Origin of the sequence: Streptomyces aculeolatus, from assembly GCF_020400605.1 — a bacterium.
GTDB classification, from domain to species: Bacteria; Actinomycetota; Actinomycetes; order Streptomycetales; family Streptomycetaceae; genus Streptomyces; species Streptomyces aculeolatus.
Window position 1 is genome coordinate 380687 of record NZ_JAINRD010000004.1, and the last position, 13702, is coordinate 394388.

The following is a 13702-nucleotide window of genomic DNA, read 5'->3' on the forward strand; positions in this document are numbered from 1 at the left end:
GTGCCCGCCTCCCCCAGGCGCACGAGGGGGAGGCGGGGCTCTGCGTGAGCGCCTCGGTCCGGGCCCGGCGGTGTCGGCCGGCGCGCCGGTTCGGGTGCTCGCGCTACCGGCCCACGGGCCCGGTAGCGGCGTGGGAACCAGCGTCGGCGGGTGCCGGATTCTGGTCGCCTTGGTGGAGGAGCCGCCACAAGTTCGCGATCAGCGCCAGCGGGAGAACGATCTTGGCGAGGGCGGCCGTCGGCGGTGCACAGAGCAGAACGGCCGCGTCGGCGATGGCGTGGCCAAGGAGCAGCGGCAGCAGGCGTCCGTAGCGCAGGAAGAGCCAGGTACGCAGCAGCGCGTAGGGCACGAACGCCAAGGCGGCCAGGCCGTAGTGCAGGTGGAAGGCCACTTCGATGACCGTGATGGTGGTGTAGATCATCCAGGCGGGTCGGCGGGCGATGTGCAGCAGTGCGGCCACGGCGCCGACGAGCAGGACGTCCTCCAGGACCACGGCGCCGAAGACAGCCGGGAAGACCTCCCAGGAGTCGAAGACGACAGCATCGCCGGGCGGGGGAAGCGGCAGCGACCCATACGACGCCAGGTTCGCCCTCAACCAGCCGATCAGGTCCATGGTGAGAAAGCAGACCACCGCAACCGTCATCAGCAGCACCGTTTCCCGGATACGCGCCTGGTCGGTGACACCGCCCGGCTGCGGCAGCAGGCCCAGCCGGGTCGCGGATATGCCGTGCCGGCGGCAGACCTCCAGCACCAGCCAGCCCAAGACCGTATGGAAGACGACCTCGCCGAGGGTCCCCGACACCTGCCCGGTCGTCTGCCAGGGCTCGGGGACCTTCGCCACCACGGCCAGCACCCCGGCCACCACGGCCACCAGGCACACCCACCGCGCCGCGCCCCGCTCGATCAGCAACCAGGACAGCCACAGCAGCACCGCGGTGGCGGCGAGCACGGAGGAGACGAGCATGACCGCATCCTCGTGCGGTGCCTGGTACACGCCGCACAGGTCGGCGAAGGCGTAGACCGACCCCACGCAGACCGCCGCAAGGACAATCAGCAGCAGTCCACACGCATCTGCCACGGCCCGCCCCGGGCTCACCCGGTCGACGGTGAACACCGCAGGCTGCTGCGCACCGCCTGATGGGGCCCGCGCCGCGTCACCTACCCCCGGGGTGCTCTCAGGTCCAGTTGTGGACGAGCGGCCGGCGGGAGGCTCGGGGGAATGTGCGGGTGGCGGAGGAGTGGGGGCGGGCGGTGCGTCGGCCGCGGCGGTGTCGGTTGCGGTGCGATCGGTAGCAGATGGCAAGGGGTTCATGTCCTGGTTTCTCAGCGTGATCAGCAAAAACGAGGTCGTACGGGTCAGATGGGGTTTACGCGGGGGCACGGTCCGAAGGGCTGTACACGTCGCACGGCCCCGCCGCCTGTTGCGCCGGGGCCGAGGGCAGCGCGACCGGCAGCGACGACCCCGACGCGGGCCGCGAAAGGGCCTGCAGCCTGGGCAGTCCAGCTCGCGCGAGACGGTCAGCGAACGCCACCAGTTCGACAACTCCCCGGTATCTGCGGGCAGCGGACCCTGCCACACGGCGCGCGTCAGACTGCCGAGGATCTGCGCCGTGGGCACCGGAGGGTCGCCGTGCGGGAGGCGTCCGTGGAGGTCGGCGAAGAAGTGCCCGCCGGGGAAGCGGTCGCTGACGTGGTGGAGCAGCCTCGTCGCAAAGGATGTCTTGCCCGCCCCTCCAGGCCCGTGGAGGGGCGGCAGTTGCAGCGCGTCTTCCGGCTGGTCGGCAAGCCATCTGCCGGCATCGGCCAGTTCGGCCTCGCGGTCGACGAACGCCGCCGAGACGGCCGGCAACTGCCGCGGCACGGGAAGCGCCGGAAGTGGCGGGGTGTGCACGTTCACACCGCCGTTGATACTGCCTGCCTGCACGCTGGCTCCGACCCTGCCTCCGCCCAGGTGGTTGGTGATCGAATATCGGTCCATGGCGGATCCGGTTGTTCTCCTCACTTCTTCCTCGTGCGCGGCGAAAGCGGCGCATACCTCATCGGGGGAAGTTCCACGTGACCTGCGTCGAGGGCTTGTAAGGCCGCCCTGATACGTCGTTCCGTCAGCGGGGCGACATGGAGGTTGAGAGCTTCCGGCCGCACCAGAAACTTGCCGGACAGTTCAGGAGCCAGACGAACGCTCTCCCATTCTCCGGGGGCGAGGACGTCCACGTCGTAGACGAGATTGATGCCGGCGGGCTTCTCCCGTTTCGGATCCGCATCCGCCCACTCCGTCACCAGCAGACGTATGGGTGCCCGCTCCAGTCCTAGCTCCTCGGACACCTCGCGCCTCAGAGCACCGTAAGGGTCTTCACCCTCTTCAACAGCGCCGCCGGACAGGAGTAAACCCCCGTCCCTGTTCCGGTAGGCGGGTTTGAACAATGCCACACGTCCACGCGTATCACGCAGCAGCGCCTGCGAACCAAGGGCCCAACAGGGCCATTCACGGCTCGATTCAGCAGGTGGATTGGGGAGCGGAGCGGGCACGGTTCTCCAGAGAAATCGTCGACAGATGGTCATACGGTGCCGCACGTGGCAGCACATGCGGTGGGCGGGTTACCGATTCCCAGCGATGGCGGCTGCCATGGTCGGGCATAGGACCCCGCCAGCGGCAGCTAGCCCTCCCAGTAATCGAGGTGTTCCACTTTGAACTGGGAGAAGTGCGAGAGAACCAGTGTGCCGTCGGCCTCGCGTTCCGGGGGGAGTCCCTTGTCACGGCGACGGTCGACGAAGGCGGTTCTCATCCCGGCGAAACGGGGGCCGCTCACATCGTTGCGCCGGTTATCACCGACGAACACAATCTCGTGCGGCTCCACCCCGGCAGCAAGGATCACCGCATCGTAGAAAAGAGGATGCGGCTTCGCAACGCCTTCCTCCGCGGATGAGACCACCTTGACGAAGTCCAGGCCGAGTCGCCGCATGGTCTCCTCGCGACGCCCGACCGGACGGCAGGAGTTCGTGGCGATCACATTGCGCAGGCCGTGTGCGTGAAAAGCGTGAAGGGCCTCGATATTTTCCCGGGGAACAGGGTGGTCACCGACACGGGACCACATCCGGTCTAGTAATGAGACCAGTTCGGCGGGAAGCTCGACTCCCTGCGCTTCAGCGACGACACGCAGCAGCATCTCCATGGAATCCGGGAGGGATTCTGCGTACCACGAATCCCGTGATAGATCAAAGAGATGGACAAATGCTTTCGGGTCGGGAACGCGGATACCGGAATCGAGGAGAAACCGCACGAGGAACTGTCCCGTGGGGCGGCATCTCTTCTCCTGGAACGAAACGGTGCCGGCGAAGTCGCTGGCTATCGCAAGGATCTTCCCGGCAGCTGGAATCGGTCTTCTGCGCGTGGCGCCCTGGGACGCCGTGCCTCCTGGCCAGGGAGTGGAAACGCAGGCAGAGGCGCAGGCTGCGGGCTGCCTCCCGGGCCCGGCGGACCGACTGAGTCGGGTGTCCCGCGGGAGGAACGGGAAGCTTGCCGCGGCGGGTGCTGCTCTGGGCAGCCGATCGCCGGGCTTGTGGGGTGGGGCACCGCCGTCCGGTGCCCCACCCCTCCCTTCCCGCCTCAACGGGGCCGCAGGCGAGAAGGGGGTCGTGGGTCTGATGCGCGGGGTCGCGTGCAGCCCCGGTGTGCGGGCCCCGTCGCCTGCCGGGCGTGGCCAGCGCCCCTGCAGTTCATCGGCGCTCCCCGCACAGGGCAGCCCGTCATCGGGCCGCCGACCTGCATCCGCGTGGTACGTCACGTCCCTTTCCGTGGCCGGCCATGGTGGATGGGGGACGGGCGGCGGTGTGGCAGTGACAGCCCCGGAAGGGGTAGTGGCCGCGCTGCTCCGGAGGACGACGGGGGTGGACGTCCTTTCCGGAGCAGCGCGGTGGCCCGCGTGGCGGGCCGGTCCGCCCCCTACGGGGGGTTCGGGGGCGGAGGTCTCGTGGTGGAGCCGGGCGGTGGCCGGTGCCGTCGTGCGAGCGGAGGTAAGGGCGGTGTGGCCGGGCACGGTGGGCCTGTTGGGCGCCGCCGCCTCCACGGCGGTGGTGCCCGCGGGTGTGCGCGGGCTCATCGCGGCGGGTAGTCGGTTCACGCTTCGGCCCTGCTCCTGGGTGTGTGGTGGGTCGGCTCGGGCTGGACGACTGGGAGGGGGGTCAGGGGGCGAGGGTGAACTTGATCGGTACGCGGGACATGCCGCGCAGGGTGTTGTTCAGGGCGCGTTGCGGCTCGCCGGCGGGTTCGAGGGCCTTGCAGCGGGCGGCCACGGCGTTGAGCAGGCTGATCGCCTGCTGTTCGGCGAGGTGGTTACCGGCGCAGCCGTGGACGCCGTGGCCGAAGGCGAGGTGGTCGGCGGTGTACTTGCGGCGGACGATGAAGTCATCGGCGCGAGCCCCCCAGCTGCGTTCGTCGCGGTTCGCGGAGCCGTAGAGGACCCATATCTGGTCGCCGGCGGCGAGGTCGACACCGTCGAGGCGGGTGTTGCGGGTGACGCGCCGGCCGAAGCCCTGGACCGGGGCGTCGAAGCGCAGGGCTTCACGGAAGACCCTGTCGGCGGTGACGAGCCCGCCTCGGAAAGCCGTCCACTGCTTGGGGTGGGCGGCCAGAAGATGCAGGGTGGTGGACAGTCCGTAGATGGTGGTGTCCATGCTGGCCGTGGTGTAGGCGAGCATCAGCGGCACCACGTCGCCTTCGTCTATCTCGCCCCGGTCGGCGGCCCTGTACAGGGCGTGCATCCAGGAGTTGGGCCGTACGGTCTCCCGGCTGACCGCGTCCTTGAGGAACTCGATCATCGCGGCGGCGATCGGCATCGCGGTCTTCCACCGCTGGTTGTCGGGGCCGAAGAGGTCGAACATGGCCCGGGCGGTGGAGAGCAGCTTGTCGCGAGTGTCCTGCGGCAGGCCCATCAGGTCCATGACGGTGTCGGCGACGAGGTTCCCGGCCAGCGCCGCGGCGTCGAAGATGCCGGCGGGGGTGTCGGGGCTGTGCTGGGCGAGGTGGTCCTCGACCAGGGCGGCGGCGCGCTCGTCGATCGAGGCACGCAGCCTGCGCACGGCGTCGGGGCGCAGTTGGCGGGACAGCGGCTTGCGCAGGCGGCGGTGCTGGGGGCCGTCGGTGCCCAGCACCGTGCCGGCCAGGGCCGCTTCGTTGGCCTGCTTGGTGAGTGCGACGCCGTTGTGGCTGGAGAAGGTTGTGGGGTCGGCCAGCACCGCTTTGACCGGTTCGTGGCGGGTGATGGCCCAGATCTGGTGGCGGGCCATCCACACCGCGGGCCCCTGTGCGCGGAGGCGGGCGTAGCCGGGGTAGGGATTGGTCAGCTGGTCGTCGCAGAACAGGTCGAGGCTGGACTGCGCGCGGGTCGCGGAGGTCATCGCGTCTCCTGTCCATGGTTCACGGTCGGGGTGTCGGCCTGGAGGATGAGGTGGTCCAGCAGCTTCAAGAGCACGTCGCGGACCGCGGTCTTCTCCCGGGCGTCGACGGTCAGAACCGGGGTGGTGCGCGGGTCGATGCGCAGGGCGTCGGCGAGCTGAGTGGGGGTGAAGGGCTGCTGGCCGTGGAAGGCGTTGGCGGCGACGACGAAGGGCAGGCCCCGGTCCTCGAAGTAGTCCACCGCAGCGAACGAGCGGTCCAGGCGGCGGACGTCGACCAGGACGACGGCGCCGCGTGCGCCGGCGAGCAGGTCGTCCCACATGAACCAGAAACGTTCCTGGCCGGGGGTGCCGAACAACATCACCATGTCCCGAGCGAGGGTGATGCGGCCGAAGTCCATCGCCACCGTGGTGGCCGTCTTGTCCGGCACACCCTTCAGGTCGTCGATGCCGGCGCCGATGTTGGACAGGCGTTCTTCGGTGCGCAGCGGTTTGATCTCGCTGACCGCGCCGACGAACGTGGTTTTGCCGACGCCGAACCCGCCAGCGACCAGGACCTTGACCTGGCCGGTGACGGCGGTGCCGCCGCGCCGGGCGGTGTCAGATGGCCTCAAGGCCACGGCGTACCCTCCTGAGAATTTCGATGTCCGCTAACTGGTCGGCCGACACAGGCTCCTGGCAGGTGACCAGGCCGCAGGCGAGCAGTTCGGCCAGCAGCGCGCGCGTCGGTGCCAGGCACATGCCCAGCCGGGCGGCGATCTCGGCGACCGCGACGCCGGGGCCGGCGCACCAGCGCAGCACCGTCTGCCACTCCGCGGGGGTGGCCTCGATGGCCACGGGTGCGGGCCGGGCGGTGATGAGCGTGTGCATCGACAACCCGGCCCCGCTGGCGCGGCCGGCTGCCAGGGCGTACGGCCGGGAGGCGCCCGCCGCTGACACGCCGTGGATCATGACCTGCGCGGGGCCGTGGCCATCTGGCTGCCGAAGGCGCGGGCGATCCGGATGATCTCGCCGATCGCCACGCCGATGTTCGCTCCCTGGTGCACGTAGGCGATCAGGCTGCTGCCGTCTCCGCAGGAGGTGGCGACGGCAGCGTGCCCGCGCTCCAGGCTCACCACGTTGTGCAGGACGGCACCGCCGTCGACCAGGGCGGACAGACTCTCGCCCAGGCTGAGGATCCCCGAGCAGGCCGCGGCGCCCGTCTGCGCGTCGTCCATCTCCAGGCCGTAGGCGCACGCGGCCAGGCCGTCGCCGGACAGCAGCACGATCGCGAACACCCCGGGAACCGCGGCGGCGTTGTTGCGCAGGTTGTCGAATGCACTGGCCCTGCCCGGGTCGGCGACGGCGATGGCGTTGGACTGGTGCTGCAGACGGCCCGGGGCGCCCACGGAGGTGACGGTGGTGTCGTTGTCGGGGGTCATCGGTGGTCGGCTCCATCAGGGGAAGGGGTGAAATCGATGGTCGGGTTGAAGGCGCTGAAGTCCGCGGCGATCTCCTGCGGGCTGCGCTGATCGGTCGGGGCCGGGCCGCGCGTGCGCCGCCCGGGACGACCGGAGCGCCCCGGGGGAAGGTCGTCGCGCAGGGGGTGGGCCAGGTTCGCGCCGCGCACCCGCCGCGGCAGCCCGTGCACCACCTCCCCCACCGCGCCGGCCGGGCCGGCTGCTGCCGGCTCGGCCGGGCGGGCCCGGCGGATCTGCAGCCCGCCGGCCGTCCGCAGCGGCGCCGTCGCCGGCTCAGAAGGCGGCGCCAAGGGCACAGGGTTCGGGGCTTTGGTTTCGTAGTGCGGCTGGGAGTCCTCGTCGGGCGGTTCGGGCACGAGCAAGGTGGGGGGCACCAGCACGACCGCGGCCAGGCCGCCGTAGACCGATTCCCGCAGGGCCACCTGGACGCCCAGGCGGTCCGCGAGCTTGCCGACCACGAACAACCCGAGCTGCTGATCGCCCAGCTCGGCGAAGACAGCCGGCCGCCTCAGCCTGGCGTTGAGCTGCTCAAGAAATTGCGGGTCCATCCGGCCGCCGCGGTCTTCGACCTCGACGGCCACACCCGAGGTCACCGGCAAGGCGCGGACGGTGACCTCCATCTGGGTGAAGCGCACGGCGTTGTCGATCAGCTCGGCGAGCAGGTGCGTCAGCGCTCCCGCAGAGTGCCCCGCGATCCAGCAGGCGGCGCCGAATTCCGGCTGCACCCGTTTCAGGTCGTCCGACTCTCCGCGGGCGTTGACCATCACGTTCGCGATGTGCACCGGATGGTCGTCGGGCAGGCTGAACGCGTGGTCGGAGTCGGACAGGATCAGCACGTTCTCCTGCAGTCGGCGGATCCTCGCCACCTGGTGATCCAGCTCGAAGAGAGCCTGCACCGCGCCGTCGTCGTTGCCGAAGCGGCGCTGCAACTCGTCCATCTGCGGCACTGATTGCCCGATGATGATCGCCAACGCGCGGTAAGCCAGGCCACTGGCGAACCGGGCCACACCGCGACGCTCCTCATGAACCGTGCCAGCAGAGTCAACGGCGCCGGCCGCCAGGGCGGCGACGGCGTTGTGGAGCTGGTCGAACTCATCGCGAACACCGCGCTCGGCCGGCAGCCAGGAGACATCCGCACGGTGGCCGTGCTGCAGGTCCTCGACCACCTTCGGCAGCCGCACCTCGGCCACCTCCAGCGCCTCAGCGCTCACCTGCCGGCTGCGGCGGATGACGGTGCGCACCAGCCCGATGATCAGCGCTCCGATGAGGACGGCCACGGCAAGGCTGCCGCCGACCTTCCACATCACCCCGGCGCGCACCTCATCCGCCCGCTGGTACCCGGCGTCCAGCAGCCCCTGGGTACGTGCGGCGTTCAGCTCGGCGATCTGCTGTGCGACCGTCCCGTAGGCGGCGTCCCACTCGTCCAGCTCGGCCGGCAGGTCCTCCACCGCCCCACTCGGCGCGCTCGCGGACGCGCTGATCAGCGCCTGCTCGATACGCTCCTTGGCCTGCCAGGCGCCGCTGCCGGTGATCCTGCGGTAGGCGGCCTTGTCGTCGGGCGGCAGGGACGGGGCGATCCACCGCCGGTACATCACCTCCTGCGTGCCGTACGCCTCGGCGAACGCCACCCGCAGCCGGGCGCTCATCCGCCCCTCGGCACGGGCCTGAGCGATCAGCATGTCCTGCTGCGCCAAACCCTCCGACGCCCAGAACAAGCCCACCAGCGGCCGGGTCTGCAGATTCAGCGCGGCGTCGTCCATCTGGCTGAGCGCCTGATAGAACTCGATCATGGTGGCGAGCAGATCCGTGTAGTAGCCGGTCCTCTCCGCGATCGGCCCCTGGCGGGCGTCGACCTGCCGACGCACCTCCTCCAAGCGCTCAGCCTCGGCGTAGATCCGCTCGACGTACTCCCACTTGCTCCGGTGCTCGTGTTCGAGGTCGCTGCCCGACAGCCGGCGGAACGACGCCAGGCCCTCGTCCGTCTTCTGCCGCACCTGCGCCAGCGTCTTCTTCAGCGCGGTGCTCGGGCTGGGATCGGCCAGATACGCCGCAGTGACCTTCCGTTCCTGCTGCGCCCCGATGAACAGCGGCAGGCTGGCCTTGCCGCCCAGATCACCGGTGCGGGTGTCGTTGCGCAGCTCCACATGCCGCTGCCAGTCCGGCACCGCACTGAGCAGCACGAAGCCCACCAACCCGGTGATCGCAAGCACCGCGACCGCAACAAGCCGGAACCGCACGGTCAACACCGGCGCGCGCCGCCGACGGCGGTGCGTGCGAGGCTCAACAGCAGGTCTCGTCGTCATGGCTCCTCAGCCCCGGGGTTGATCGTCAGCGGATCGGACAGCAGCAGTCCGGCGAGCAGTCGCCGTGCTCGCAGGGGCCGTCAGCGCGGCAAACACGACGGTCGGGAGCCTCCGCCAGCCGCCGCCAGGCTCTCGGCTCGCCGGCCGAACGCCCGACGACCACGACCGGCGCGCCGCCGAACCACGGCATGCAGCCCAGGCCACCAGGCGGAACCAGCGCCGGACCCGGCCCGTCGCCGGCTGCCGGATCAGCTCGCAACTCGCCGGGCACCGCCTGGCCGACACTCCCGTCCGCCGACCTGCCATCGGCGGGCCTTCCGCGCCTGCGTGTGACCGTTCTGACCGACTCCGCGCGCCGTTCACCGCGCCCCCAGCGAACCCAGCCATGATCAAGAAGGCCGGCACAACCGGCCCCGGCAGCGGCATCATGCCGACCGGCCCGACCGGCGCAGATGGCGCAGGAGTGATCGGATGGGCCTGACCACCGAAGGCGGCGCGGTCCTGGCCGCTCGCCGGGGCGGGTACCCCACACGGTTCCACGTGACAAAAACTCCGAAAGAAATAGAAAAAGGGCGGCATGGGTGATGGGGCCTCAGAGTCGTGGGCTCGGATCTGAACAGAGGTCAGGGGTAGGGCGCTTCAGCCGGTGGTCGGCCGGGGCACCTGTCTGACGGCTTGCGTGTTGAGGTCTTCGGCTAGCCGGTGGGCCCGAGCGATCGGCAGGTGCCGAGCCGCCTGCGGGTCGCCACCTGCTCGGTGTGCGTAGGAGCCGGCCTCATCGATGACGCAGTAATCGGTGCCGTCGGACTCGGCCTCGATGACGTACGGGCCGCCGCTCCCCCGCCGGCACCAGAGCACCAAGAGCCGCTCGGTGACGACCCCAAGGCGGCGGGTGCGCTCCCACGCATGGTCAGCGGAGAGATCGGCGAAGGAGAATGCCCCCAGCAGCAGGTGAAGCCCTTCGCCGATCAGGTCGTCCCACTCCTCCTCATCCCGGCGTGCTGGACGGCACTGCACCAGAACGATCAGGTGACCAAGCAACTCCTGCGCATACCCGCGCACGACGTGCTCCCCCGGCGCCACCGTGCGGGGCACCGCCAGGCGGCGCAAGGTGTTCCCGATCACCGCCACACGCGGCATCTCGCCCACGGCAACGGCCAGATCATCCGCCGCTCGCCACCGCGTCCCGGAGGGCTCGACGCTCATGCCGCCGCCCCTTTGAGGCGGCCGACGCCGCCGTAGACCCATGCCCGCCCCTTGCAGCCGACCTCCACCAGCCCGTCGGGGCGCCACGCATCCACCCGCACCACGCCCGGCGGCACCAGTTCACATCCATCGAACAAGGTCGCGATCTCGGCGTGTGTGCGGGTCGTCACCCACCCGGTCGCGTTGGACTTCTGGTAGACCGACGCTGCCGCGCTCGCCCTCTTCGGATCGATGTCGTGCGTGGCGTGCGAGACCACGAGGTGGCTGCCCGGCGCCAGCGCGTCTGTCAGCGTTGCCAGGATCTTCCGAGCCGCGGTGAGGTCGCTCACGAAGTGCAGCACGGCGATGGCGCTCAGCGCGACCGGGCGGGAAAGGTCCAGCGTGTCCCGAAGTGCGGGATCGGCCAGGATGCTCTCCGGATCGCGCATGTCGGCGCTGATGAACGCGGTTCGGCCCTGCTGAGTGCTGGCCATCAGCGCCCGCGCGTGGGCGAGTACGAGGGGGTCGTTGTCGACGTACACCACCCGGCACTCCGGAGCGACGTCCTGAGCCACCTGATGGAGGTTCGGCTCGGTGGGGATCCCGGTGCCGATGTCCAAGAACTGCCGGATCCCCGCCTCCTCGGCCAGGTAGCGGATAGCCCGGTGCATAAAGGCGCGGTTCGCCAGAGCCGACGGCCGGGCCTGCCGAGCCTCCCGCATCACCGCATCCCCAAGGGCACGGTCCACCGGGTAGTTGTCCTTGCCATAGAGCAAGTAGTCGTACACCCGTGCCGGATGTGCCCGGCCTATGTCGATGGGCCCGACTTGCTCAGCAGGAGAACGACCTTCACTCACCGGAATCGCCCCATTCAGACAGTCGGCCAGCGCGCAGGGTGACAGCGGCGCTGCAGCCGTTCTGCGCGGAGAAGCCGGGCGCGCTCCATGACGGCGCAAACGCTGGCCGGCGGACAGGTGTGAGATCGTCGAGGTCCACGCCGCGAGCATCTCGGTCCGGACGGCGCGATGGGATATGACAACCTATGACACGAAGTTGATCATGGACGAGATGGTGAACCGGGCGGTGACCATTACGGGCACCCGGGCGACGCGGCATCGCCGGCACAGCGACTTCGCGGGCCTCTTCGGCGCCTACCTCGCCCCCTTCGCCGCCCACGAGGCAAGCGTCTTCTACCTGGGCGGAGCCAAGGGGATCGACACCCTTGCCCTCACGTGGCTGGCCGAGAACACGGCGGTTCAGCTCGTCGTGGTGGTGCCGGGTACGCTCGACCAGCAACCCGTCGAGGCCCGCTCCGCACTCGACCGCCATCAAGCGCGGATCGCGCAGATCATCGAGCTGCGAGCCGAAGCCCTGAACACCGAGGCGTATCACACCCGAAACCGGTACATGGTCGACCGCAGCGGGATGACGATCGGCTTCCCGCACGCCGGCGGCGCCGGGTCGGGCACGTGGCAGACCCTGGATTACACCGCCGAGCTGGGCAAACCGCGCCTGATCGTGCCCGTTTAAGGGCACGATAGGACCATGAACGACACGGCCCGCGGCGCGGCGATGCTCAAGGCCCTGCGGCGCCGAAGAGGGCTGTCCCTGGCCGGCACCGCCAGAGCGCTGCGCGACCTCGCCGAACAGTGCGGTCAGGCGAACATGTCGCTGCCGTCGATCGCCAGCGTGCAGCGGTCGGTCGCCCGCTGGGAGAGCACCCGCCCCACCCGGCCCGACGACCGGTACCAACTGCTGCTCGGCCACCTGTACGCCCGCACTCCCACCGGCGACCTCGCCCTGGGCCCAGGCTCGGACTTCGCCGAACTCCTCGACGCCCTCGCCCACCTCGGCGAAGGCGCCCAAGCCCTGACCGAACTGCGTCAGCTCCTCCTGCGCTCGGCCGCCGAGCACGGCGCCGGCATGCTCGCGCTGCTCTCCCCCGCCCTCGAAACCCGCCTCACCGCCGCCCTGGCCAACCCCACGCAGGCCGACGAAGACCTCCTCGCCGGCCTGCGCGCGGCCGTAAGCGACGTCAACGCCCACATCGGCGGCCTGCCCTTCACCCGGCTGCAGCTCCTCCTCGCTCCCACCGTCGACGCCTGCCGACGCCTGCTGACCCTCGACGTCCCCGAGCCTCTGCTGCCCTACCTGCGCGACATCGCGGTCGCCGCCCACACCCTGGCAGGACGACTCGCCTTCGAAGTACGCGACGACACCGCGTCCCGCGCCCACTACACCCGCGCCACCCAACAGGCCGCGCACCTGCCCCGATGGCGACGCGCCACCGTCCACATGAGCCACGCCCTGACCACGCTGTACTCCACCCCCGGCCTGGAAACCACCCAGCACCTGGTCGACGCGGCCGTACAAGACGCCAGCAACGGCGAAAGCCCCAAGATCCGCGCCCGCGCCCACGCCCTGCAAGCCGAACTCGCCGCCCGCGCCGGCCACCAACGACCAGCCCAAGGAGCACTCCAACTCGCCCACCACGACCTGGTCACCAACGGCGACGGCGATCCGGCACGAACCAGCTTCACCGACTCCCACCTGCGGGGCTTCGAAGGGCTGTGCGAGCTGTACACGGGGAACGCGGCAACCGCCCACGACCAACTCGCCCAAGCCGCCAGCAAGCTGAGCACGACACGCGAACAAGTCCAGCGCACCATCATCAGCACCGACCAAGCCCTCGCTCGAGTAACTATGGACGAACCTCACGCCGCCGCCGAACTTCTCCACGACTGCGTAACCGCGGCAGCGACCACCGGCGGCCGAGTCCCCACCCTCCGCCTGCACCACGCACGCCGCCGTCTGCGGCCCTGGCGCCGCGAAGACTTCGTCGCAGACCTCGATGACCACATCATCGAAACCCTCGGACGTTGAAGCTGCTGAAATCGCTCGACGCCCCGACCCACGAGGGAGAGGACGCGGCCAGTCGTGGTACGGGCCAACTCCTGCCTGCCCTAGTGGGAGCGAGGGCACCTCATTGGTCGGAGGCGGCATCCTGATGTCACGAACCGTGACGTAACAGGTGCAACAGAAGTGTCGTAGAGCGGCGTTCCAGCGTGGTCGAGAGCCAATGAGCGGCGCGTAGGAAGATCGCGCCATCGACCCGGTCGGGTTGACACAGTTGAAGCCGCCGACCAGGGACACCGCGGAGGCAACGGTCTGCTGGATGGCGCTGGGGGGAGCGCTCCACTCGAACTGCGGTGAGATCGTGTAATCCCCGCGGTCGACCCACTCTCCAGCCACGGCCCAGCCGCGCTCGACCGCGTGCTGCCGGCACCGCGCCAGGCGTTCTGCGAGGAAGGCATCAGGTAGCGCCGCGCTCCGGTCGTAGACGAACGCGAGGGCGGGCCTGCC

12 protein-coding genes are annotated in these 13702 nt (G+C 70.0%); 2 read left to right on the plus strand and 10 right to left on the minus strand.

The genetic code is table 11. From position 1 onward, the window contains the following. Nucleotides 1-103: 103 nt before the first annotated feature. The 10 genes from LG396_RS10240 to LG396_RS10285 form a co-directional block, all read right to left on the minus strand. A complete protein-coding gene (locus LG396_RS10240) occupies nucleotides 104-1078 on the minus strand; it encodes a hypothetical protein (RefSeq protein WP_225794476.1) in 975 nt (324 codons plus the stop codon). A gap of 920 nt (nucleotides 1079-1998) precedes the next feature. Beyond that, on the minus strand, nucleotides 1999-2583 hold the full coding sequence (locus LG396_RS10245) for an NUDIX domain-containing protein (RefSeq protein ID WP_308190084.1): 585 nt from the start codon (nucleotides 2581-2583) through the stop codon (nucleotides 1999-2001). A gap of 71 nt (nucleotides 2584-2654) precedes the next feature. Continuing rightward, complete coding sequence (locus tag LG396_RS10250; RefSeq protein WP_225794478.1) at nucleotides 2655-3170, minus strand: HAD family hydrolase; 516 nt, start codon at nucleotides 3168-3170, stop codon at nucleotides 2655-2657. 1009 nt (nucleotides 3171-4179) lie between these two features. After that, entirely contained in the window at nucleotides 4180-5394 is a 1215-nt protein-coding gene (locus LG396_RS10255; protein ID WP_225794479.1) for a cytochrome P450, read from the minus strand. Further along, nucleotides 5391-6005, minus strand: a complete 615-nt coding sequence (locus tag LG396_RS10260) for a GTP-binding protein (protein ID WP_225794480.1) — start codon at nucleotides 6003-6005, stop codon at nucleotides 5391-5393. The genes LG396_RS10255 and LG396_RS10260 overlap by 4 nt, the downstream gene beginning before the upstream one ends. Further along, entirely contained in the window at nucleotides 5992-6330 is a 339-nt protein-coding gene (locus tag LG396_RS10265; protein ID WP_225794481.1) for a DUF742 domain-containing protein, read from the minus strand. Before LG396_RS10265 ends, LG396_RS10260 begins: the two co-directional genes overlap by 14 nt. A gap of 8 nt (nucleotides 6331-6338) precedes the next feature. Next, on the minus strand, nucleotides 6339-6812 hold the full coding sequence (locus tag LG396_RS10270) for a roadblock/LC7 domain-containing protein (RefSeq protein ID WP_225794482.1): 474 nt from the start codon (nucleotides 6810-6812) through the stop codon (nucleotides 6339-6341). Then, nucleotides 6809-9154 carry a sensor histidine kinase gene (locus tag LG396_RS10275; protein ID WP_225794483.1) on the minus strand — a complete coding sequence of 782 codons (2346 nt, stop codon included), beginning with the start codon at nucleotides 9152-9154 and terminating at the stop codon, nucleotides 6809-6811. Before LG396_RS10275 ends, LG396_RS10270 begins: the two co-directional genes overlap by 4 nt. A gap of 639 nt (nucleotides 9155-9793) precedes the next feature. Beyond that, nucleotides 9794-10360, minus strand: a complete 567-nt coding sequence (locus LG396_RS10280) for a hypothetical protein (protein ID WP_225794484.1) — start codon at nucleotides 10358-10360, stop codon at nucleotides 9794-9796. Then, nucleotides 10357-11196, minus strand: coding sequence for an SAM-dependent methyltransferase (locus LG396_RS10285; protein ID WP_308190088.1), 840 nt, complete (start codon nucleotides 11194-11196; stop codon nucleotides 10357-10359). Before LG396_RS10285 ends, LG396_RS10280 begins: the two co-directional genes overlap by 4 nt. A 202-nt stretch (nucleotides 11197-11398) precedes the next feature. Between LG396_RS10285 and LG396_RS10290 the strand changes: the two genes are divergently transcribed. Continuing rightward, entirely contained in the window at nucleotides 11399-11869 is a 471-nt protein-coding gene (locus tag LG396_RS10290) for a DNA-processing protein DprA (protein WP_308190085.1), read from the plus strand. Nucleotides 11870-11884: 15 nt separating this feature from the next. After that, entirely contained in the window at nucleotides 11885-13222 is a 1338-nt protein-coding gene (locus LG396_RS10295; protein ID WP_225794486.1) for an NsdA family TPR-like regulatory protein, read from the plus strand. Nucleotides 13223-13702: the final 480 nt, after the last annotated feature.